The sequence below is a fragment of the Glaciecola sp. 33A genome, assembly GCF_002836745.1.
In the GTDB taxonomy this organism is placed as follows: Bacteria; Pseudomonadota; Gammaproteobacteria; order Enterobacterales; family Alteromonadaceae; genus Glaciecola.
On the sequence record NZ_PJAR01000044.1, the window covers coordinates 319,541 to 342,858 of the forward strand.

At 41.6% G+C, this 23,318-nt stretch carries 19 protein-coding genes; 9 read left to right on the forward strand and 10 right to left on the reverse strand.

Going from position 1 to position 23,318, the window contains the following annotated elements; genetic code table 11:
• Positions 1 to 71: 71 nt before the first annotated feature.
• Genes CXF81_RS17500 through trxB form a run of 3 tightly spaced genes read right to left on the reverse strand, consistent with a single transcriptional unit; the run spans position 72 to position 2,499 of the window.
• The gene (locus CXF81_RS17500; RefSeq protein WP_101182643.1) at positions 72 to 767 is read right to left on the reverse strand and encodes an arginyltransferase; all 696 of its coding nucleotides are present in this window, start codon (positions 765 to 767) and stop codon (positions 72 to 74) included.
• Complete coding sequence (gene aat / locus CXF81_RS17505) at positions 764 to 1,501, reverse strand: leucyl/phenylalanyl-tRNA--protein transferase (protein WP_101182644.1); 738 nt, start codon at positions 1,499 to 1,501, stop codon at positions 764 to 766. The genes CXF81_RS17500 and aat overlap by 4 nt, the downstream gene beginning before the upstream one ends.
• Before the next feature lie 47 nt (positions 1,502 to 1,548).
• A complete protein-coding gene (gene trxB, locus CXF81_RS17510; protein ID WP_101182646.1) occupies positions 1,549 to 2,499 on the reverse strand; it encodes a thioredoxin-disulfide reductase in 951 nt (316 codons plus the stop codon).
• A gap of 225 nt (positions 2,500 to 2,724) precedes the next feature.
• On the opposite strand from trxB, the gene yfbV reads away from it, so the two are divergent.
• Complete coding sequence (yfbV, locus tag CXF81_RS17515) at positions 2,725 to 3,171, forward strand: terminus macrodomain insulation protein YfbV (RefSeq protein ID WP_101182648.1); 447 nt, start codon at positions 2,725 to 2,727, stop codon at positions 3,169 to 3,171.
• Between the two features lie 26 nt (positions 3,172 to 3,197).
• Here yfbV and CXF81_RS17520 read toward each other — a convergent pair whose 3' ends face one another.
• Together CXF81_RS17520 and sppA are read right to left on the reverse strand one after the other, a co-directional pair.
• On the reverse strand, positions 3,198 to 3,689 hold the full coding sequence (locus CXF81_RS17520; RefSeq protein WP_101182650.1) for a SprT family zinc-dependent metalloprotease: 492 nt from the start codon (positions 3,687 to 3,689) through the stop codon (positions 3,198 to 3,200).
• A 119-nt stretch (positions 3,690 to 3,808) separates the two neighbouring features.
• Positions 3,809 to 5,674: a signal peptide peptidase SppA gene (sppA, locus tag CXF81_RS17525; RefSeq protein ID WP_101182652.1), complete on the reverse strand. Its 1,866-nt coding sequence runs from the start codon at positions 5,672 to 5,674 to the stop codon at positions 3,809 to 3,811.
• Between the two features lie 425 nt (positions 5,675 to 6,099).
• On the opposite strand from sppA, the gene CXF81_RS17530 reads away from it, so the two are divergent.
• Complete coding sequence (locus CXF81_RS17530; protein WP_101182654.1) at positions 6,100 to 6,651, forward strand: NAD(P)H nitroreductase; 552 nt, start codon at positions 6,100 to 6,102, stop codon at positions 6,649 to 6,651.
• Positions 6,652 to 6,772: 121 nt separating this feature from the next.
• Here CXF81_RS17530 and CXF81_RS17535 read toward each other — a convergent pair whose 3' ends face one another.
• The 3 genes from CXF81_RS17535 to CXF81_RS17545 form a co-directional block, all read right to left on the reverse strand.
• Positions 6,773 to 7,957, reverse strand: coding sequence for a trans-acting enoyl reductase family protein (locus CXF81_RS17535; RefSeq protein ID WP_101182656.1), 1,185 nt, complete (start codon positions 7,955 to 7,957; stop codon positions 6,773 to 6,775).
• 106 nt (positions 7,958 to 8,063) lie between these two features.
• Entirely contained in the window at positions 8,064 to 9,500 is a 1,437-nt protein-coding gene (gene pyk / locus CXF81_RS17540; protein WP_101182658.1) for a pyruvate kinase, read from the reverse strand.
• Positions 9,501 to 9,595: 95 nt separating this feature from the next.
• On the reverse strand, positions 9,596 to 10,447 hold the full coding sequence (locus tag CXF81_RS17545) for a MurR/RpiR family transcriptional regulator (RefSeq protein ID WP_101182661.1): 852 nt from the start codon (positions 10,445 to 10,447) through the stop codon (positions 9,596 to 9,598).
• Between the two features lie 471 nt (positions 10,448 to 10,918).
• On the opposite strand from CXF81_RS17545, the gene zwf reads away from it, so the two are divergent.
• From zwf to CXF81_RS17570, 5 genes are read left to right on the forward strand one after another with little or no spacing between them, the layout of a single operon-like run.
• The gene (gene zwf / locus CXF81_RS17550) at positions 10,919 to 12,427 is read left to right on the forward strand and encodes a glucose-6-phosphate dehydrogenase (RefSeq protein WP_101182663.1); all 1,509 of its coding nucleotides are present in this window, start codon (positions 10,919 to 10,921) and stop codon (positions 12,425 to 12,427) included.
• Between the two features lie 9 nt (positions 12,428 to 12,436).
• Complete coding sequence (gene pgl / locus CXF81_RS17555) at positions 12,437 to 13,129, forward strand: 6-phosphogluconolactonase (protein WP_101182665.1); 693 nt, start codon at positions 12,437 to 12,439, stop codon at positions 13,127 to 13,129.
• 8 nt (positions 13,130 to 13,137) lie between these two features.
• Positions 13,138 to 14,958, forward strand: coding sequence for a phosphogluconate dehydratase (edd, locus tag CXF81_RS17560; RefSeq protein ID WP_101182668.1), 1,821 nt, complete (start codon positions 13,138 to 13,140; stop codon positions 14,956 to 14,958).
• Positions 14,959 to 14,963: 5 nt separating this feature from the next.
• Complete coding sequence (gene glk, locus CXF81_RS17565; RefSeq protein WP_101182670.1) at positions 14,964 to 15,923, forward strand: glucokinase; 960 nt, start codon at positions 14,964 to 14,966, stop codon at positions 15,921 to 15,923.
• Positions 15,924 to 15,925: 2 nt separating this feature from the next.
• Entirely contained in the window at positions 15,926 to 16,558 is a 633-nt protein-coding gene (locus CXF81_RS17570) for a bifunctional 4-hydroxy-2-oxoglutarate aldolase/2-dehydro-3-deoxy-phosphogluconate aldolase (protein WP_101182672.1), read from the forward strand.
• A 103-nt stretch (positions 16,559 to 16,661) separates the two neighbouring features.
• Here the strand turns inward: CXF81_RS17570 and CXF81_RS17575 are convergent, their stop codons facing one another.
• A complete protein-coding gene (locus CXF81_RS17575; RefSeq protein WP_101182674.1) occupies positions 16,662 to 17,546 on the reverse strand; it encodes a D-hexose-6-phosphate mutarotase in 885 nt (294 codons plus the stop codon).
• A 122-nt stretch (positions 17,547 to 17,668) separates the two neighbouring features.
• Positions 17,669 to 18,664, reverse strand: coding sequence for a type I glyceraldehyde-3-phosphate dehydrogenase (gene gap / locus CXF81_RS17580; protein WP_101182676.1), 996 nt, complete (start codon positions 18,662 to 18,664; stop codon positions 17,669 to 17,671).
• Between the two features lie 263 nt (positions 18,665 to 18,927).
• Here gap and malQ point away from each other — a divergent pair, with 263 nt between their 5' ends.
• Together malQ and glgB are read left to right on the forward strand one after the other, a co-directional pair.
• Entirely contained in the window at positions 18,928 to 21,126 is a 2,199-nt protein-coding gene (gene malQ / locus CXF81_RS17585; protein ID WP_101182678.1) for a 4-alpha-glucanotransferase, read from the forward strand.
• Positions 21,127 to 21,140: 14 nt separating this feature from the next.
• Entirely contained in the window at positions 21,141 to 23,318 is a 2,178-nt protein-coding gene (gene glgB / locus CXF81_RS17590) for a 1,4-alpha-glucan branching protein GlgB (protein WP_101182680.1), read from the forward strand.

The window sequence follows — 23,318 nt, forward strand, 5'->3', positions numbered from 1 at the left end:
ACAACCTCAATCTGTTAGTCAATATTTTGCCGCGCAGAAAGTAACTCAAATGCACTGGTATGTAAAGGGATTCATGTGTTTTTTACAGATAAATGCCACTTATTGTCAAAGAAACGTTCATGCGGGTAAAAGTTCTGTTTGTAATTCATTTTTTTACATGCATCAACTTGGTAACCCAAATAAAGGTAGGGAAGCTGCTCATCTGCAGTTAATTGGATTTGCTGTAGTATAAAAAAGATACCAAGCGAACGTTTGCTCATACTGGGCTTAAAAAATGTATATAGCGCTGAATACCCATACTTGAGTTTATCGGTGACGGCAACCCCGATAAGTTCGTCATTCAAAAAGGCTTCAATAAAGATAGGCCGTTGCCATTCACAATTAACAAAGCCATCGTATTGGTCCTGTGAGGCGGGGAACATAGCGCCATCAAAGTGCACATTATTGATGTACCTTTCGTATAATAAGTAATATTCAGGCTTATTTTGCTGACTAATATTTATCCGCAAATCTTTGTTTTTAGATAAAACGCGTTTTTGGCTTTTGCTTATGGTGAATGCTCTAGCTAATATTTTGATTGATTGGCATTGGTTGCAATGTAAACAGTGTGGTCGGTATATTTGTTCGCCTGAGCGCCTAAAACCAGACTCTGTTAAGTCTGAGAAAACATGTTGCAGAACAGCAGGGGGTTCAACACACACAAGCAACTGTTCTTTCCTGTCTGGCAGATAGTTACAGTCAAATTGTTGTGTAATACCAAATTTCAAATCAATTTTCCTAATGATTGAGAACGCCAAATTTCAGGACTTATTTTGCGACCTTTATACTGTTCTAAACGTTTAAGAAATGAATCTCGAGAAACTGTTTCACAGCCTAGAGTGGCTAAATGAGGTGTTTCCATTTGGCAGTCTATAAACCCCATATTACTATTTTTCATGTGCTGAACCAGCGCATATAAACCGACTTTCGATGCGTCTGGTCTAGAGTGAAACATAGACTCGCCACAAAAAACGCCACCCACAGAAACACCATATAGCCCGCCAACCATATCTTCTTCATACCAAACTTCAATTGAATGCGCATATCCTGCTTCATGCAATTTGATATAAGCCTGAACCATTTCGTCAGTTATCCAAGTTTGTGTGCTTGTTTGGTCGCTTTGTCTCAATCCAGCCGCTTTTCTTGGTATTTGTGAACATTGATTAATAACACCTAAAAAATTCGTGTTTAGTGTGACTTGGTATTCGCCTTTTCTGAGTGATTTACGCAAGCTCTTCGAGGCATGAAATTTATCTAACTCTAATATGCATCGAGGATCGGGTGACCACCACAGATAAGGATCTTCATCGCCAAACCATGGGAATATGCCTAAGCGATAAGCACTTATTAGTCTGCTAATTGACAAATCACCACCAAACGCTAATAAGCCATTAGGCTCACCTAGCGCAAAATCGACAGCGGGGAAATGATTTGTGTGGTCGAGTTTAAATAGTTCAATCATGCGGCGTCCTGAGAGGGACTACCGCATGATTGAATGTGAGCAAAGGGTTACTGGGCATCCAAGAACTTTTCAGCATCTAGCGCTGCCATACAGCCCGTTCCAGCTGATGTAATTGCTTGCCTATAGACATGATCGCTGACGTCACCCGCAGCAAAGACACCTTCAACGCTGGTTTGCGTCGCATTACCTTCTAAACCACTTTTTACTTTGATGTAGCCATTGCTCATTTCTAATTGACCGTCAAAGATGCTGGTATTAGGTGAATGACCGATAGCGATGAACACCCCCATAACATCAATTTTAGAGATATCACTGCTTTGCGTATCTTTAATGTTGATGCCGGTAACGCCCATATTATCACCAAGTATTTCATCCAGTTCTTTGTTTAAATGCAATATAACGTTGCCGTTCTTTGCTTTTTCCATTAAGCGATCTACAAGTATCTTTTCACTACGAAAGCTTTCTCGACGGTGAACTAAATGAACTTCTGAAGCGATATTAGATAAGTAGAGTGCTTCTTCTACAGCGGTGTTTCCGCCGCCAACAACGGCTACTTTTTGATTTTTATAAAAGAAACCATCGCAGGTTGCGCAGGCTGAAACGCCTTTACCCATGAATTCTGTTTCAGATGGTAAACCAAGATACTTGGCCGATGCGCCAGTTGAAATAATAAGTGCATCGCAAGTGTAAACGCTTTGATCGCCCGTTAGTGTGAATGGTCGTTTGCTTAAATCTGTTGTGTGAATATGATCAACGATAATCTCAGTATCGAACTTTTCCGCATGCTTTTGCATACGAACCATTAGATCAGGCCCCGTTAAGCCTTCAGGATCACCTGGCCAGTTTTCCACGTCAGTTGTGGTGGTTAATTGACCGCCCTGTTCAATTCCCGTTAACAAAACGGGTGTTAAGTTTGCTCTTGCTGCGTACACAGCGGCTGAATAGCCTGCTGGTCCAGACCCTAATATAAGCAAGGGTACGTGTCTGGTTTTTGCCATGTAAATCTCCAAAAACTGCGTGATAGTGTAAGAACAATATTGGGATGGTTATTTTCAATTCAATGTTGATCTTTGCTTGTGCGAGCAGAAGTATAAACTACTTTGGGGAAGGCTCTATGCTTAATCACTATATCTGCAATTGTTTTGGAATAATGAAGAAATATTGTTCCTTTTTTGTGCTAATATTAACCCAATTCGGGTTTAGTTTTGAAACGGTGAACGTATATGACTAATCAACTACCAAATGTAATCCAGCAAGGTCAAAGCTACATGGAAGCTTGGCCAATGGAGAAGCAACTATATGGCCTTTTTCCTGAATGCAGAATTATTGCCGCGACCAAATTTGGTTTTAAAGTGATGCCAGCGCTGGCCGTATTGACGGTTGCAGTGCAATATCATTTTATGGGGTCCTCGCAATTGCCCCAAGCACTTACGTTGGGTTTATTCTTTCTAAGTTTACCAATTCAAGGCCTCATTTGGCTTGGGTTTCGCTCGCAAAAAGTACTGCCGCCGGCTATAAAAGTTTGGTATCAGGACATTTACCTCAAGATGCAACAACAAGGGTGTGCTGTAGAGCAACCAAAGTCTCAACCACGATTTCATGAACTGGCTTGCTTGTTGCGTACTGCTTATGCTGAGTTGGACAAAGCATTTACCAAACACTTATTTTAAATTATCGACACTTTGTAATAACGCATTCAATCAGCACAAGTTAATACGGTCTTGCATTTCTGGCAGCGGTAACGTTGCTTGCCGCGTGATACCTTGTTATGACGAACGGTGCTTAACATTATTAACTTATTGCAGTCGCACCGATAAGCAAACTCTTGCATGCCGACATCGGCAACATTATATTTGTGGGTAACATGTGCATCTAAATTGAATAGTGAGCGCATAATACGTTGCCATTCTATGCCATGCGGCTTCACTTTTCCGAATTTTTGATAGCAAATTATATGTGCAACTTCGTGGGGAATAACCTGATATAAAAAGTCCTCGAAATTTTGAATGAATAGTTTTTTATTTAACTTGATTACATTTTTTTGTAAATGTGCGCTGCCTGCAATTTTACCTCGCTGATTCAAGCTAACAGAGGGCATTAAAAAGTGTGTTGAAAAGTACGTATTGGCAAGTTTACAGCTTTGTTCAATTGCTGTCTCTGCTGAGTGGAGAAGGTCGATATCGTTCATTCTTGTAGTTTACTGTAGGCATAAAAAAATGGACAGTCGAAACTGTCCATTTTTGCATTTATGTATAATAACCTACTTTCAAAAAAAGTAAGTTAACAGCCATTACTTAGCGCTAACTTTTACTCAACTTGGCATTCAATGCACATTGCATAAGTTGCTAGTGGATCATTCAATTGTGTAAATTGTTTCAAGTCTGCATCGACTCTAGCTAATATTTCTTGAAAAGCACTTGTTTTCGGCTCAATATCTAAGCCAGAAAACATAGAGGCAGTCCCTGCTAAGAAACTTTGCCAGAACAATTCTTTGTCAGACAATGTTTTAACAATATACTTAATATCATAATCCTCTAATTCAGCCAAGGCAGCAGCTGATTCAATCGCATCCTGTAAGTTTCCTAATTTATCTACTAAACCAAGCTCTAGTGCTTGCGTGCCGATCCAAACACGACCTTGTGCAATTTTATCAACCGCATCTGCGGTCATTCCACGTTCAGTCGCCACTAGGTTGATGAAACGTTCATAGCCACGTTCGATGTTCATCTGGATAATCTGCTTTATACCAGGAGAAAGTGCTCGTGTCGGGCTCATACCAGCGAGTTCGGTTGTACCTACACCGTCGGTTCTCACGCCAACATATTCTAAGGTTCTTTCAAATGTTGTCATCATGCCGAAAATACCAATCGAGCCAGTTACGGTGCTAGGTTCAGCAATAATTTCGTCAGCGCTTGCAGATATCCAATAACCACCAGATGCTGCGTATGTGGCCATTGAGGCAACCACAGGTTTACCTGCTGCCTTGATGAGATCTATTTCTTTACGGATAACTTCAGAAGCAAAAGCACTGCCGCCGCCTGAGTCAACTTGCAATACAACCGCTTTGACTTTGTCGTCTAGGCGCGCTGCTCTCAATAACGCAGCAGTGCTGTCGCCGCCTATTGTACCTGGCTTTTGAGTGCCATCCAAAATAGTGCCTTTGGCAATAACAATAGCTACTTTATCTTTAGATGATTCAGGTAACGCAATTTTTGGTGTGATTAATCCTAAATATTTCTGGTAACCAACAGTGTTGTATCCTTGCTTATTATCAGCTTCACCTAACAGTGCGACCATTTCCTCACGGAACTCGTTACGTGATCTTAAGCCGTCAACCCAACCATTTTGCAATGCATATTCGGCAAAGTCACCGTTGACTGATTCAAATTTAGGCAGCAATTGTTCCATTTTCTCATCAAAATTGCTTATGTCCATGTTTCTTGCGATCGCAACATCTGATTTATACTGGGCCCATAGCTCGTTCATCCAAGTTTCATTGGCAAGTCTAGCTTCAGGTGACATGTCGTCACGTAAAAAAGGTTCTACAGCAGATTTAAACTTTCCTACTTTGAATACGTTTACTGAGGCGCGCAGTTTTTCCAAGCCTTCTTTATAATACATTCTATAACGACCATAACCCTCAATAATCATCGCACCCATTGGGTTAAGATAAAGATTGTCAGCATGAGCGGCGAGGTAATACTGATTCTGTCCGTAATAATCACCCATTGCATAAATAGGTTTGCCAGAGGTTTTAAAGTCGACTAGTGCTGCGGCTACTAAACGCATTTTGTCTAAACCACCGCCACCAAGTCCACCTAATTGCAAGACCAAGGCCTCGATTCGTTTGTCTTCTTTGGCATTGTTGATGACCTTGACCAAATCTCTCACTAATATTTCGGGATTATCAGTAGCTTGACCAAATGCTTCAGCTGCAAATTTTGCAGCAGGTTCGACATATTGTTTCTCAATTACCAAGTTTCCGGTGAGATTTAGGACCAGCGCACTGCTTTTATCTACCGTTGATTTTTCGCCGCTTGAATTGCTAATTCCTACAAGAACGGCAATAAGTATGATGAAGAATATAAGGTTCAAAACGAACTTTCTCGTAAAATTAATCACGTTCCATGAACCGATGAAAAACGACTTAGTCCAACTTTTTTTCTCTGACATTTTATTAATTTACCTTTTAATTTCGTTCATTTACTATGATATCGAACTGGTTTCAAAAACGACAACATTTAAATGTAATTGTTTGTTACAGTTTAATTTGTTGCTCGTTTAACCAGGCTTGAATTATTTGAGCTACTAGTTTGTGATCATTGTTTGCGTAGGTCATCAGTAGATCGCTTTGACGTTTTTGAATATGCGACGCCTTTGCATGTTTACGCATAATGCGTTGGAACGGCCTTAATTTTTTGGGTTGCTGCATCATAACATCGCGTGTTGTTCTTTCTTTTAGGTACAAGAGTACAATACAATAGGATAGAACACAGTATGCTATATGCCTACGTTTGTTTGCATAAAAATACTTTTGACTGTCGTTGTAATCCTAGACAGGTACCATAATTTATATACCGTTTTTTTTGGAGACGAATGTGCAAGCCTTAGATCTATTACTAAACCGAAGTTCTCAACCACGATTGACCGAGCCAGCACCAGAAGGAATTGTATTGGAGAACATCATGCAAGCAGCTTTGCGTGCGCCAGACCATCGCTGTTTAACACCTTGGCAATTTATTGTTTGTAAAGGAAAAGGACTCGTTAAATTAGGAGAAGTATTCGAGCAGGCAGCAATAAATTCTGGCGTTGAACAAGCTATTGTCGACCGAGCTATGCAACTTCCATTGCGAGCACCAATGGTCATTGTGGCTATTTGTAAATACAAAGAAGACGATAAGGTCCCTTGGGTTGAACAGGTCGCATCAACTGCTTGCGCTGTTCACAGTATGCAAATGGCAGCATTGGCGCAGGGTTTTCAGGGCGTTTGGCGATCCGGGAGTTATGCCCAAGACAAAACTGTTAAAGATGCGTTTGAGTGTTTTGAGCATGATGAAATTTTGGGTTTTCTTTATGTAGGCAGCAGCAAGTTGAAAACCATGCCAAAACCAAAACGCGCAAGTAGTGCGTATTTCGATGTTTGGGAATAATCAGTTGTAGACGCTTTCTGTATATCTTCAAGCGAGATCATTGGAACGTCCAGCGAGCTCGCTTGAAACAAAGCATGTGTTGACATTTTCGAGAGGTTTTATGCCTCTATTTTGAAAGGCTTTATGCCTCTATCTTGAAAGTGAGTCCTGCATTATTTTGTAAACGTTTTATTAATGCATTACCCAGCGCTGGAGCAGTTGTATAAAATCCACCTTGAATATTGTCCACATTTTCAACTAAACACAAAGCGCTTTCAGCAATCATACGAGACGTTGAACCGTAACCAGGATCAACCTCACCTGCAACGCTGACAATATGTGTTTTGTTGTTAATATCTTGACCGACAAACATGACGTCGTAAAAACCATTGTCACGTTCTTCCTTGGTCGGACCTTCGCCTGGCTTAGGACCGTCATCGCCGCCCAATGACTTATCGCTGGCGACAGCGTTTGCTGTTGCTTCGCCACGTTCACCAGGACCGGTAAGCATCATTTCATCATATTTGAAATTATGCCCATACTGATGGCCGAGTAACATATTTGAACGATGTACATTACGAGTGTTAATTGCAGCCATGATAAATGGTGCAACCCAACTTCCTAAAGCCTCATCAAAATACGGTTTTTCACCATTTGGTTGCTCGACAGCATTGGTTGTTGATGCCAGAGCATATGGATTTTTCAGTACTTCCATAACACTTGGGTCTGCAAATGCAGCTTTCATAGTGGCTTTTAAACTGGCTGCAGTGCCGCCTGAGAATTTGCCTTGCATTTTACGCACTCGACCTTTGACATATTCAAGTGGGAAACCCGTTTCAGCAATTACTTTCTGCTGTAAATGGAATACGCCAAGGTCAAAAGGTATAGAATCGAAACCACATGAAAATACAATTTTAGCGCCACTGCTTTGCGCTTGTGTTTGATATTTAGTAATCATGTCGTGCATCCAAGTTGGTTCACCACAAAGGTCAACGTAACCAGTACCGGATACAGCACAGGCTCTTATCAAGTTTTCACCGTATAATTGATAAGGGCCTACTGTGGTTAACACAACAGCAGTTTGTTCGACTAATTTAGCGATACTATCCACGTCTTCACCATTAGCCTCTATTAATGGCGTATCGGTAGGCGCATTTAATTGGTCTCGGACTTTGGCGAGTTTTTCCAAGTTCCTGCCAGCCATTGCCCAGCTAATTTGGTCATTACCTGCGTATTGACTAAGAAAGTATTCGACGACTAGCTTACCAGTAAAGCCAGTGGCGCCGAAAATCACAACATCATATTTTTTATTTGCGGTATTTAACATGCTAGTCTCTTTATTAAAATAGTGTCAACGTAGCCCTTAACTATACGACCGAAGGTTGCTCGACAGTATTTTTTTAGATTATTTATGCGTATCACTCAAACTTCTTTTAAGCGATAGTCACAATTTTACATGCATTCGTAGCACCAACAGTTTCCATACGATCGCCATAAGTTAAGATCACTTGATCACCAACTTGCAACAGGCCTGATTCTTTTAGCGCCTCGATAACATCAAAGGTCAATGCACCAGGAAGGCTTTTTGTTGAATCAAAATATAGCGGTATAACACCACGGTAAAGCGCCATCATGTTTAATGTTGCAATGTGTCTAGACATTGCAATAATCGGCAAAGACGTGGTAATTCTGGACATTAATTTGGGTGTTGTGCCACTTTCGGTGAGGCCAACAATCGCTTTAATTGTAGGTAAGTGATTTGCTGCATACACTGCTGACATAGCAGTCGTTTCACTCACATCTTTAAAGAATTCATCTAATCGATGTTTAGATATTTGAACGTTTGGGTGTAGTTCCGCACCTATACAAACTCGGGCCATTGCTTTAACAGTTTCAACCGGATATTTACCGGCTGCAGTTTCGGCTGAAAGCATCACTGCATCTGTGCCGTCAAGGACTGCGTTTGCCACATCCATGACTTCAGCACGCGTTGGCATTGGGCTTTCAATCATTGATTCCATCATTTGTGTAGCCGTAATGACAACCCGATTTAGCTGTCTGGAACGTGCAATCAATTTCTTTTGTACACCGACAAGTTCAGCATCACCAATTTCTACACCTAAGTCGCCGCGGGCTACCATAACGGCGTCAGACGCCAGAATGATATCGTCCATGGCTGCCTCGCTGGCAACAGTTTCTGCGCGTTCAACTTTGGCACAAATTTTAGCCTTCGAGCCAGCTTTCAGGGCTAGCTCACGTGCATAATCGAGGTCAGCGCCGCAGCGAGGAAAAGAGACGGCTAAATAATCAACACCAATTTCGGCTGCAGTAACAATGTCACGTTTGTCCTTCTCTGTTAATGCTTCGGCTGTCAATCCACCGCCTTGGCGGTTAATACCTTTATTATTGGATAGTTTGCCGCCAACCGTAACCGTTGTAATTACTTTGCTGCCTTCAACGCGATTGACAAACAGCTGAATTCTACCATCATCTAATAACAATAAATCGCCTTCGCTAACATCATCAGGAAGGGCTTTGTAATCGATGCCAACGGCTTCATTGGTGCCTGCATTGACGTCGAGTTCGGCATCTAATGTAAATGTTTGTCCAATGTCTAATTGAACGGCTGAATCTATGAAGCGAGAAACACGTATTTTAGGCCCTTGGAGATCGCCTAGAATAGCCACATATCTGTTCAGTTTTTTTGCCGCGATGCGTACTTTATTCGCGCGCTCAATGTGGTCTTGCGCATTACCATGCGAAAAGTTCATTCTAACCACGTTTGCACCTGCTGCTATAATGGCTTCAATCATCTCCTGGGTATCAGTTGCAGGACCTAAAGTGGCAAGTATTTTTGTTCTACGCGACATATCTTTACTCAATTTGTGTTGTGGTTTCGGATTTATTTATTACTTTTATTTGTAATCAGTGACGTCTTGACGTTAAAACTCAAATCAATTGATAGCTACGTCTCTGTTTTGTTAAAGCGGCTGCCTCGTAAGGTGTCTTTTACTCTTTTTAAGTTCTCTCTAAACTTGGTGCCTCTGCGAAGAGTGAAACCCGTGGCTAACACATCAATTAATGTCAGTTGCGCAATACGGGACGCCATTGGCATATATAAGTCAGTATCTTCAGGAACCGCTAGCGAAAGTACGTAATTGCACTCTTTGCTTAATGGACTATCAGCAGAAGTTATACCTACAACAACTGCGTCATTTGATCTTGCTATTTGTGCAATATCAACCAAACTTTTGGTTCTACCCGTATGCGATATTAACATCACGACATCTTCTTCCGTGCAGTTCATACAACTCATGCGTTGCATTAACGTATCTTCAAAATAGACGACGGGCACGTTAAATCTAAAGAATTTGTTGAGTGCGTCATGAGCCACCGAAGAAGACGCTCCCACACCAAAAAATGAAATCCTTTTAGCTTGAGTCAGCAGGTCAACCACTCGATTGACCGTCGCGATATCAAGAGACTGACGAGCCACTTCTAAAGAGGCCATGGTGGATTCGAAGATTTTATTGGTGTATTCAGTTGGCCCGTCAAATTCATCAACGTGGCGATTTACATATGGGGTACCATTGGCGAGGCTTTGCGCTAGATGCAATTTAAAGTCTGGGTATCCTTTGGTGTCTAATCGTCTGCAAAATCGATTGACTGTTGGCTCACTAACGTTCGACATTTTAGCTAATGTTGCAATTGAAGAATGAATAGCCACTTGTGGATTAGCAAGGATAACTTCAGCCACTTTTTTTTCTGATTTACTGAAATCAGCTTTTTGCCGTGTAATTTTTTCGAGGATGTTCATTATTATTATCTCACTAAAGAGGCTTTTATTCACTCTCTTTGTTATTTTTAGCACGCTCCAAGTAAATTCGGAAATCCTTTTGGTCGCTCACGAACAGTTAAACTGTAATAATACTACGATTATTTTTAACGTTTGTCATTTTTGTTGTAACTTATTGACAACAATAATTAACATTTTACTGAATTTAACCCTGAGTATTACCGCTAGTTATCGCCCCATTTAGTTGTTTCATAGACAAAGATTTCTATGCTTTATAGTCATTATAAGTGCCGTAAATAGACAAATTTATGATTTTTAAGGTGACTTGTAGATTGATATTATAAAAACAAATGTGCTGTTTATTTTTTGTTAAAGAGTTTGGTGTTTCGAACTTGTATTAGTTGTAATATTACTACATTTGTTGTCTACTATGTACAACGATTACCTGTCAATAATTACAATGTTGCATGAATTCGATGCAAAGAGGCTACTATGATTATAGATACTGGGGCAACCAATTCTGGTTACGAACCCATTGATTTTGTTTTATTTGGCACCTTAGGTGACTTAGCAAGACGCAAACTACTTCCTTCCCTTTATCAGCTTGAAAAAGCTAAGCTATTAAATAGCGACACCAATATTATCGGTGTTGCGCGCCAAGACATGCAACAAGCAGAATATGTTGCTAAGGTTAAAGAAAACATCAGCAAATTTTTAGGCGAAACTTTTTGCGATGAAACATGGCAACGATTTGAACAACGTTTAGATTATGTTCAAATTGACATGAAAAATGCAGAAGATTATTCAAAACTTTGTGAACATGTTGATGTCTCTCGCACCATGGTTTGTTATTTCGCAACTCCGCCTTCGATATACGGTGATATTTGTAAGGGCATGGAAGCCGCCAATGTCATCGACCCTAGTGTAAGAGTGGTGTTAGAGAAACCCATTGGTCATGATTTAGCATCGTCGAAAGTAATTAATGAGCAAGTCGCGGCGTTTTTCAGTGAGAGACAAATTTACCGCATCGATCATTACCTCGGTAAAGAAACGGTGCTGAATTTGATTGCATTACGTTTTGCAAACAGCATTTTTGCAACTAACTGGGACCATAACTGTATTGATCATGTGCAAATTAGCGTCGCTGAGTCGGTCGGTATTGAAGGGCGCTGGGGCTATTTTGATGATGCGGGTCAAATGCGAGACATGGTGCAAAATCATCTTTTACAAATTTTGTCCTTGGTTGCAATGGAACCACCGACTACCTTAGATGCTGACAGCATTCGCGATGAAAAACTAAAAGTACTCAAAGCGCTGCGCCCAATTAATTCATCGAATGTGGCAGAAAAAACGGTCAGAGGACAATATGTCGCTGGTTTTGTGCGCGGCGCAGAAGTGCCTGGTTACCTTGAAGAACCTGATGCTAACGAAAAAAGTAAGACGGAAACTTTTGTTGCGATTAAAGCTGAAATTGATAATTGGCGCTGGGCGGGCGTTCCATTCTATTTAAGAACGGGTAAACGGTTACCGAATAAGACCAGTGAAGTCGTGATTTATTTCAAGCGTCAACCACATAACTTGTTTGGGGATAGTTTTACTACGTTGCCTCAAAACAAATTAGTGATCCGTTTGCAGCCAGATGAAGGCGTTGAAATAACCGTAATGAATAAAGTGCCTGGCTTGACCAGTTCTCGTTCGATGGACCTGCAGAAGTCCAAACTTAACTTGAGCTTTTCAGAAGCATTCGAAGCCCAGCGAATTCCTGATGCTTACGAAAAGCTGCTGTTGGAAGTCATGATTGGTAATCAAGCATTGTTTGTGCGCCGTGACGAGATAGAACAAGCCTGGACGTGGGTTGACTCAATTAAAGCTGCTTGGGGTAAAAGTAATGAACCTGCCGAAAGCTATCAAGCTGGCACCTGGGGACCAGTGTCTTCCATTGCCCTGCTAGCGAGAGAAGGACGCTCTTGGTATGAGAGTAAAATGAAGCGTGGCAAATAGGAGCGTAATATGAGTTTAAAAACAACCACGTTTAGTTCAGCTAATGAATTGGTGACTGTTTTCAGTCAACGTATTGCAGATATACTAAAGCAAGCCATCAGTGAAAAAGGTAAAGCCAGTTTAGTGGTCAGTGGTGGCAGCACGCCGGTGCCCTTGTTCAAAGCTTTATCTGTTCGCGCTATTGATTGGTCAAAGGTAACAATAACTTTAGCTGACGAACGATGGGTCGCATCAACTGATGCCGCGAGCAACGAAAGACTGGTAAGACAAAATTTACTGCAAGACAAAGCTGCAGCAGCTAATTTCATTCCATTAAAAACAGGGCATAACAATGCTGAAGATGCAGTAGAACAATTAACTGCTACGTTTATGAAAGTTGGCTTGCCATTTGATGCTGTTATTCTCGGTATGGGTGAAGATGGCCACACGGCTTCATTGTTCCCATGTTCAGCGCAAATTGAAGCCGGTCTCGATGTTAATCTACCTGCGATGTTAATCGCAACACAACCAATCACTGCGCCACATCAACGCATTTCATTTACGTTGCGTGCTCTCGTTAGCAGCGCCAATGTGTTTCTACACCTAACTGGTCAGAAAAAAAGAGACGTACTACATCATGCGTTAGAACACTCCAGCGACTTGGAAAAGCCAATTAAGGCTGTTTGCGATAAGACCACAGTTGAATTGATGTGGGCCCCTTAGGAGAAAATATGAATCCAATTATTCAAGAAGTAACTCAACGCATTGTTGAGCGCAGCAAAGAATCACGTCAAGCATACTTAAACAAAATTGCCAAAGCGCGCAAGCAGGGTCCGTTGAGAGGCGCATTGTCTTGCGGTAACCTAGCGCATGGTTTTGCAGCCTGTAATACAGAAGATAAATCTAATTTACGCAGTATGGTAAAAGCCAATATAGCCATCATTTCATCTTACAATGATATGTTATCTGCGCATCAGCCCTACGAGACATTCCCTCAAGAAATCAAACAAGCCATTAGAGAAGTGGGCAGCGTTGCACAATTTGCAGGCGGAGTACCGGCTATGTGTGATGGCGTTACTCAAGGTAATGCCGGCATGGAATTAAGCTTAATGAGTCGCGATAATATCGCGATGGGGGCGGGCATTGCACTTTCTCATAATATGTTTGACGCCACTATTATGATGGGTATTTGTGACAAAATAGTCCCTGGATTATTATTAGGTGGTTTAAGTTTTGGGCATTTGCCTACGGTATTTGTGCCAGCTGGTCCAATGCCATCGGGTTTACCAAACAAAGAAAAAGCACGTATTCGCCAAGCCTATGCCGAGGGCAAGGTGGGCCGTGATGAATTGCTTGAGGCTGAGTCTCAATCATATCATTCTGCTGGTACTTGTACGTTTTATGGTACCGCAAACAGTAATCAGCTAGTGGTTGAAGTGATGGGCTTGCATTTACCCGGGGCTTCATTTGTTAATCCGGGGACGCCACTGCGTGAGGCACTAACAAAAGCGGCTTCTGTACAGGCAACGCGTATTACTGATTTAGGCGAAAGCTATATGCCCATAGGTCATATCGTTGATGCCAAATCAATGGTGAATGGCATTGTTGCATTGTTAGCAACCGGCGGTTCTACTAATCATACTATGCACTTAGTTGCTGTTGCACGTGCCGCTGGCCTGATTGTGAATTGGGATGACTTTTCTGATCTATCCAAAGCAACGCCCTTGTTAACGCGAATTTATCCAAACGGTTCTGCCGACATAAATCATTTTACTGCCGCTGGTGGCACGGGTTTGTTGTTTAAGGAACTGCTAGGCGCTGGTCTACTGCACAATGATGTAAATACAATTTGTGGCAGAGGCTTAGAACAATATACAAAAGAACCTATTTTGCGCGACGGCCAACTATTATGGGTTGACTGTCCCGAAGAGTCGCTTGATAAAGCGGTGTTAACCACCGTCGCTGAACCATTTAAACCAGATGGCGGTTTGTCGGTATTGAAAGGCAATATTGGTCGTGCTGTTATGAAAACATCAGCATTACGTGAGCCAAATTGCCACATCAAGGCGCCTGCGGTTGTTTTTGAAGATCAATACACTTTTGATAAAGCGTTTAACCAAGGTGACTTAAATAAAGATTGCGTTGTGGTTGTCCGATTCCAAGGTCCAGCAGCAATTGGGATGCCTGAATTACATCGTTTGACACCACCATTGGGTGTATTGCAAGACAAAGGTTTTAAGGTAGCGCTAGTGACTGATGGTCGCATGTCAGGCGCTTCTGGGAAAGTGCCTGCAGCTATTCACTTAACCCCTGAGGCATACAAAGGCGGGTTAATAGCGAAAGTGAAAAATGGCGATGTAATTGAATTAAACACCTCAACAGGTGAGTGTATCTTGCATGTTGAAGAGACTGAATTAGCCTCACGTGAATCCGCAAAGGTGGATTTAACCGACAGCCATGTAGGCATGGGAAGGGAGATGTTTGGGAGTATGCGTGCATCTCTCACAGGTGCTGAGGAAGGCGCTTGTTCATTATTTTTTAAGCACGAGTAATCAATATGAGTAACATGTTCGTGGCTGATGTCGGTGGTACAAATATACGCTTAGCATTAGTACTAGATGGTGAGTTGCAACAAATCACTAAGTACTTGTGTAAGCAGTTCGACACTATTACCGACGCAATTAACCAATTTGCAATCGATGTAAACGTTGACAGCTTCGAGCATGGTTGTATTGCCATTGCTTGCCCAGTCAATAATGATGTTGTTAAAATGACCAACCATACCTGGACATTTTCGAAAATTGAACTGCAAAATCAGTTGAGTCTAAACAGCCTGTTAGTTATTAATGATTTTTCGGCTGTGGCCTTCTCATTACCTAACTTGAAAATGGAACAAGTCATTCAAATTGGTCCTGGTGAAGCTGTCGAAAAAGGTAATATTGTGGTTTTTGGGCCCGGTACAGGTTTAGGCGTCGAGCATCTTACTTGGACAGATAGTGGCTGGCAGACCCTAGACGGCGAGGGAGGGCATGTTGATTTTGCGCCAAACGACGAACAAGATATTATTGTTTGGCGTTATATTAAAGCAAAATTAGGCCGAGTCGCTGCTGAAGAACTGCTTTCCGGAAGAGGCCTTGTTAATATTTACACAGCACTTGTTATGCATGCTGGTGGCAACGTTGAGTATACAGACCCTGCTGATATTACGCAGCATGCGCTTGCCAGTACAAACCTGACATGCGTTAAGGCGGTGCAACAGTTTTGCCGAATTATGGGCAGTTTTGCTGGTAATTTAGCATTGAATTTGTGCACCACTGGTGGGGTTTTTATCGGTGGTGGTATTGCTCCTCGATTGGGCGATTTTTTTGCCAACAATGAATTTCGCCAAAAATTTGAAGATAAAGGTAATTTGGCCAGGTATGTCAAAAATATTCCTACCTACTTAATTAATGAACCCAACCATGGATTATTGGGTGCATTAGCATATTTACTACAACAAACCAAAGAGAAACATTGATAATGAATAACTGGATCTTTTCCTCAGAAGAAATTTTTAGCCAAGGGCCGGTTGTACCTGTTCTCGTGATTGAAAATGTTGAAGATGCTGTGCCTATCGCGAAAGCTTTAATAGCGGGTGGCATCAATGTATTAGAAGTAACACTGCGCACGGAAGCTGCGATGGATGTTATTCGTGTTATTGCTAAAGAACTGCCGGATGTCTATATCGGAGCAGGCACAGTAACTAATCGTGAGCAATTGAAAGCGGTAACGGAAGCGGGTGCAAAGTTCGCAATTAGCCCAGGTTTGACTGCAGATTTATTGCAAGCAGGTAAAGAAGGAACAATTCCACTTATTCCTGGTATTTCAAATATTTCAGACTTAATGAAAGCGAAAGATGCAGGTTACGACCATCTGAAATTCTTTCCTGCAGAAGCCGCGGGTGGAGTGAAAGCGTTAAAATCGATTGGTGGACCATTCCCAGATATCAAATTTTGCCCTACTGGCGGTATTAGTCCAAGTAACTACAAAGATTACCTAGCATTGCCGAACGTTAAATGCTGCGGTGGCTCATGGTTAGCGCCAGCAGATGCGATTGAAAAGAAGCAATGGTCTATAATCACTGATCTTGCGAAGCAAGTGGTAAAAATCTAGTTAGCTAATTAAGAGAATGTGGTGGTTTTGCATTCTATCTACAAAAGGAAATTTGGCTAATAAAGAGCGCTTTATTAGCCAGCCCTTTATTAGCCTGCAGTTATTAGCCAATGATTTGGACTAACTCATGCTGTTGGTTTGCAGCTAAGACCGTTCCTTGCGTTATGGACGCTTCAATACAAAGCATATTATTGTAGCTATTATCTTGCATATCAGTCATCGTTTTGCTTTTCTTTTGCCACGGATTCCAAACTACAACTGAGTCATGTCCGTGTTGTTCTATACTGATTTTTTTGTCGGGGCAAACCAGATGGATAAAATCAAAGAGATTATTTTCGTCTTGCAAATGTATCCTATCCGTTTCACTGCTTATTAAGTAGGGTAATAACTGCTCGAATGCAGCGCTAGCTTTGGTCTTGTCGATGTATTTCCCAGCAACGCCGATTATTTTAGTTTGATGAATATTAGTCACATTGAAATAACTATGTAGGGCAGCCGTGATTTTTATCGCTTGCTCACTCGTATTTTTGGTAATGAGCTTAACCCTGCATTTTTTTGAAAAGGTGAATTCAACAGACGTTAACAGCTGTTCAGAAAATCCATACAAACCAAGTTGAGTTGGACTCAATGTAATAGTTGTGGCCTCAGTACTTTCTACAATGTTAACAACTTGCCAATCCTGCGTCCGCACAAAACCATGAGCTGGTAATTTGGCATTATTGCGAGTATTTTTGTCAGAAGAAATATCAGCAAACCATGGCCAGCAAATAGGAATGCCGCCGCGTATCGGTTTACTTTTATTTAATACCGCTGTGTCGCTCAGCCAAAGTCGCTCTTTAGCATCAGAGTTTGGAATGAAACTGAGCAGATGCGCACCGAAAAGTGCTATTTCAGCGCTGCAGTGCCCATTGGTAATTTTCAATGTGGGCAATTGTTCTCTGCTACCCATCGACACCGAGGTATATTGTTTACTCATGTGCGTGTGCATGTCGTTTCCTGCATAGTTAAAAATAAAAAGACGGCGTTGAGCCGTCTATTATATATGTCGTTCTGTGTAACTTACCTAGCCAGTTGCTTTATAAACAAAATGCTAGCTGAGCGCAAAGTTCATTATTTAGAAATATGTGCCACCAAATCTAATACGCGGTTTGAATAGCCGACTTCGTTGTCATACCAAGCCACGACCTTTACAAACGAATCGTTAAGTGAGATGCCTGCTGTCGCATCAAAAATGCTGGATAAAGTGTCGCCAATAAAGTCTTGTGATACAACGGCATCATCAGTGTAGCCAAGTATACCTTTTAATGGGCCCTCTGAAGCCGCCTTCATCACTTCACATATTTTTGCATAGCTAGCAGGTTTCTCTAAATTAACAGTTAGGTCAACCACAGAGACGTTTGCAGTAGGCACTCTGAATGCCATTCCTGTTAGTTTACCATTCAGTTCGGGAATTACTTTGCCAACTGCCTTCGCTGCACCCGTCGATGATGGAATTATATTTTGAGAAGCACCACGACCGCCACGCCAATCTTTCATGGAAGGTCCATCAACAGTTTTTTGGGTCGCTGTTGTGGAGTGCACGGTTGTCATCAAGCCGTCTTTGATACCAAATGCATCATTCAATACTTTTGCGATGGGTGCCAGACAGTTAGTTGTGCAAGACGCGTTAGAAACAATCGTTTCACCTGCATATTTAGTGTGGTTAACACCCATTACAAACATGGGTGTGTCGTCTTTAGAAGGAGCTGATAGAACCACTTTCTTGGCACCCGCAGCAATGTGCTTTAGGGCGGTTTCTTTGGTTAAAAATAGGCCCGTCGATTCAATTACAACGTCAGCATTTACGTCGCCCCAAGCTAAGTCTTCGGGGTTTCTTTCTGCTGTCACTCTAATTTCTTTACCATTGACAACTAACTTACCGTCTTTGACTTCAACTGTTCCGTTGAATCTGCCGTGCGTTGAATCATATTTGAACAGGTAAGCGATATAGTCTATATCCAATAGATCATTTATTGCGACAACCTCAATATCTTCGCGGGTTGCTGCTGCGCGTAATACTAAGCGACCAATTCGACCGAAACCATTTATACCGACACTAATAGCCATTAAAAACCTCTTTTGAAATAAAAATTTATTATTTGAAATAAAATTACAGAAATTATTGATCAAACACCTAAATATTGCAAAATTATATCAACAATTGTTGTTTAATTACAGGCTTTTTAGCGTAAAATGGGTCTGCAAACGTATTAATACCTTATTCAGCTAATTTGTTGAATAATAGTTAGCTAAAATTAGCTGACAAAAACGCTGACAACTTTCTTTGGTGCAGCAAAAAAGTTGAGTTCGAAAAGATTGGGATAAATTAAATGAGCGAAATAATTGAAGGTTTAGTGGGAGCACGAGGAATCGAATCAACATTCGTAGATGCATGGGGAGCTCCTGCAACGGTAGAAGATGAAACCAAAGTGAAACTTCTCAAGGCAATGGGATACAAAGTTGACGACGATAGAGCACTTGAGCAACAAGTTGAAGATGACTTCGTTAAACAGTGGATGCTTGCGCTGAACCCAGTACAAGTCATAAAGCACGATGAAGACTTTGTGTTTCCGTTGCGCTTATCTATTGAGATGGCCGCCCAAAAACTGGTCTTATTGGTGCAATTTGAGGATACCAATATAGAAACTCGTGAGATAGAAGCGGTTGACCATCAATTAATCAACGTGGTTGAAATTGAAGATGAAGAATTTCATGAATATGCAATTACATTAGACATTCACCTACCCATGGGTTATCACAAACTAAGCGTGCAATTGGGTGACCTCGAACTTGCATCTTCATCTATTATAAAAGTACCACCGCGATGCTTTATTCCAGATGATATTGAAAAAGGCAAAAAGATATGGGGCTTAAGTGTGCAGCTTTATTGTGTGCGCAGCCGCAGCAATTGGGGCATTGGGGACTTCACAGATTTGACCTTTCTAGTTAAGCAAGCGGCGTCCCGAGGGGCTGACTTTGTCGGACTAAATCCGATCCATGAATTATACCCAGCTAATCCAGATATATGCAGCCCTTATGGGCCGAGTTCTCGTCGCTGGCTCAATTATTTGTATATCGATGTGGAGCAAGTACCAGAGTTTGAAAATAAAGCAGTTCAAGCTTGGTTTAATAACAATGCTATTAGCCAACAATTAGTGACCTTGCGCACGGCCGATTACGTCGATTACAGCGGTGTGGCGGCGATTAAGTTAGCAGCGTTGAACCAAGTTTTTACGCACTACAGAGTGAAGTATTTAACAAAAAACACGAAGCAGAATAAAGTGTTTAAAGTATTTATAACCAAAGGTGGTAAGAGTTTGCAAACGCTTGCTGTTTTTGAAGCACTGCAAGAAAGTCTAAAAGCGGAGGGGAAAGATTGCTGGGGCTGGCCGGTTTTTCCTGACGAATATAAAGCCTACGATATGCCCAGCGTTGCAAAATTTGCAAAGCAAAATAAAAATAGGGTTAATTTTTACCTCTTTTTACAATGGCAGGCTGCGTTGCAATTTGAGGCAGCCAGCAACGCTGCTAGCGAAGCCGGAATGTTAATAGGTTTATATCGCGACCTTGCCGTAGGAGTCAGTGAAGGTAGCGCTGAAATATGGGGTAATAAAGACCTCTATTGTGTCGATGCGAGTGTTGGTGCGCCGCCTGATATATTGGGACCGTTGGGGCAAAATTGGGGATTGCCACCAATGGATCCGAACAAGCTTTATGAGCAAGCCTATCAGCCCATTATCGATTTGTTTTCATCCAATATGCATGCGTCGGGTGCTTTGCGCATCGACCATGTTATGGCGCTATTGCGCTTATGGTGGGTATATCGAGGTGATAATGCAAAACTAGGCGGTTACGTTTACTACCCAGTTGACGATCTATTAGGCATATTAGCGCTAGAAAGCCAGCGTAATCAAAGTTTAGTCATTGGTGAGGATTTAGGGACGGTACCCGAACAGATACGTTCGGCGTTAGCCGAAAATGGCATCTATTCATATCGCGTGTTTTTCTTTGAACAAGCCGAAGATGGCGGTTTTTATGCTCCAGACCACTATCCAGACCAGTCTATGGCAACGTTAACGACGCATGACATGCCGACGTTGATTGGTTATTGGCATTGTGATGACCTCGCGTTAGGCAAGAAGGTAGGCTTATATCCAGACACGGATGTGCTAGCTTCGCTATATGATACGAGGCATGAAAATAAACAACACATATTAAATACCTTGCATGGGCACCATTCAATTTCTAATAGTATTAGTCATAATGTAAACGATGTGGCAATGACAACTGAGTTGAACTACGGTATGCAAACCCACATGGCATCCGGTTCTAGTGCTCTGTTGAGTTTGCAGCTAGAAGATTGGCTGCAAATGGATAAGCCGGTCAATATTCCAGGAACATTTAATGAATATCCAAATTGGAAGCGAAAATTATCGTGTGATTTAGAGGATATCTTCGAAGATGATGGTATTGTAAACTTAACTAAAAACTTGACTAAACAAAGGTCAGTGGCCAGTAAAAGCAAATAAATAATGGAGCGAATATGGTGAATTATTCAGAATTAACGCATGGACATTGTGCGCTGCCTTTTGATGTATTAGGGCCTAAGCAAGTAAAAACAAAAACCAGCGTTACTCTCTGGATACCAGAAGCTAAAAAAGCGACTCTTTATTGCGCCAAACACAATACAAAATTAGCTCAATTAAGGTTAAGCCCCGAAGGTGTGTTTGTCGGACAATTTAAAACGCCAAAGGAAAATAATTTCATATATGAAGTTGTTGCTGAGTATGCTGATGGCGAACATCGCTTTATTGACCCTTATCAATTTCAAGCTGAAGCTTATCATGCGGTCCATTTTGTTGACCATGAGCCAGAAAATTTATACCAACAAATTGGCGCCCAATTAGTCGGATCCAAAGGTGTGAATGGTGTTCGTTTTGCCGTTTTTGCGCCAAGCGCCGCTTCCGTATCAGTTATAGGTGACTTTAATATTTGGAACCGTCTGTCACATCCTATGCAGAAAACTGATTTGGGTTACTGGGTTCTGTTTGTACCTGGTATGAAAGTAGGGGAGAAATATAAATATTCCCTCAAAGACGGTTCTGGACACCAACTGCCAGATAAGGCTGACCCATTGGGATTTCATCATCAACAGTATCCATCACATTGCTCTGTCATTTACGATCAAGATGCATACGAATGGAAAGATAATGATTGGTTAACGCGAAAAAATATAAATCATTATAAAACACCAATGAGCATTTATGAGGTACATCTAGGTTCATGGCGTAAGCCTGGAAATCCAGAACAACGTTATTTACGTTATCAAGAACTTGCCGTAGAGTTAGTCGAGTATGTAAAAGAGATGGGCTATACGCACATAGAGGTAATGCCCGTATCAGAGTTTCCGTTTGACGGTTCTTGGGGCTATCAACCCGTTGGTCTATTTGCACCAACTAGCCGCTTTGGTGACCCTGATAGTTTTAAATATTTTGTTGATACCTGTCATCAGCAAAATATTGGCGTCATTGTTGATTGGGTGCCCGCGCACTTTCCTGAAGATGGGCATGGTCTAGCGCGCTTTGATGGTTCTAATTTGTATGAATATGAGGATCCTCGTAAGGGCTGGCACCCTGATTGGAATTCATGTATTTACGACTTTGGCAAACAAACAGTACGCCAATTTTTAGTTGCAAACGCTTTATTCTGGTTCGATAAATATCATGTGGATGGTATCCGAGTTGATGCTGTTGCATCCATGCTGTATCTGGATTATTCACGCAATGACGATGAGTGGATCCCAAATGTCGATGGTGGTAATTACAATTATGAAGCCATCAGTTTGCTGCAATGGATGAATACAGAAGTGTATGCAAAGTATCCGTGGGCGATGACAATTGCCGAAGAGTCGACTTCGTTTGCGGGTGTCTCTAAACCAGTGGATGCCGGCGGACTTGGTTTCGGTTTTAAGTGGAATATGGGGTGGATGCACGATTCATTGCATTATATCGCTAAGGATCCTGCTTATAGACGTTTCCATCATTCAGAATTGACCTTCAGTATGGTTTACGGTTTTGATGAAAACTTTATACTGCCTATTTCGCATGACGAGGTCGTGCATGGCAAAGGCTCAATGTTACAAAAAATGCCAGGTGATGAATGGCAAAAAGCGGCTAATTTGCGCGCATATTATGCTTTTATGTTTGCCCACCCGGGTAAAAAGCTACAGTTTATGGGTAATGAATTTGCCCAAGACCGTGAATGGAATCATGATATTTCGCTGGATTGGCATTTGCTAGAGCAACCAACGCATTCGGGTATTAGCAATCTATACAAAAGCTTAAATAAAACCTACCAATCTACACCTGCGTTATATGAATGCGATCATGACCCTGCAGGATTTCGTTGGATAGATCATAATAATGCTGAACAATCGGTAGTATCTTTGCTGCGTCGTAACGCAAGTAATACCGAACAAGTTGTGGCAGTTGCTAACTTTACTCCTATTCCTAGAGACAACTTTCGTGTTGGCGTAGAACAAAAAGGGGATTATGTTCTTATTCTGAATACCGACAATGCTGAATACGATGGCAGTGATTATCTTTCATCAACGAATGTAGTGCGTTCAAGTGAAAACCAAGCATGGAATGATTGTCCTTATTCTATCGTGATAACTCTGCCGCCTTTGAGCGTGCTAATGCTGAAGTGGAATAAATCCTAA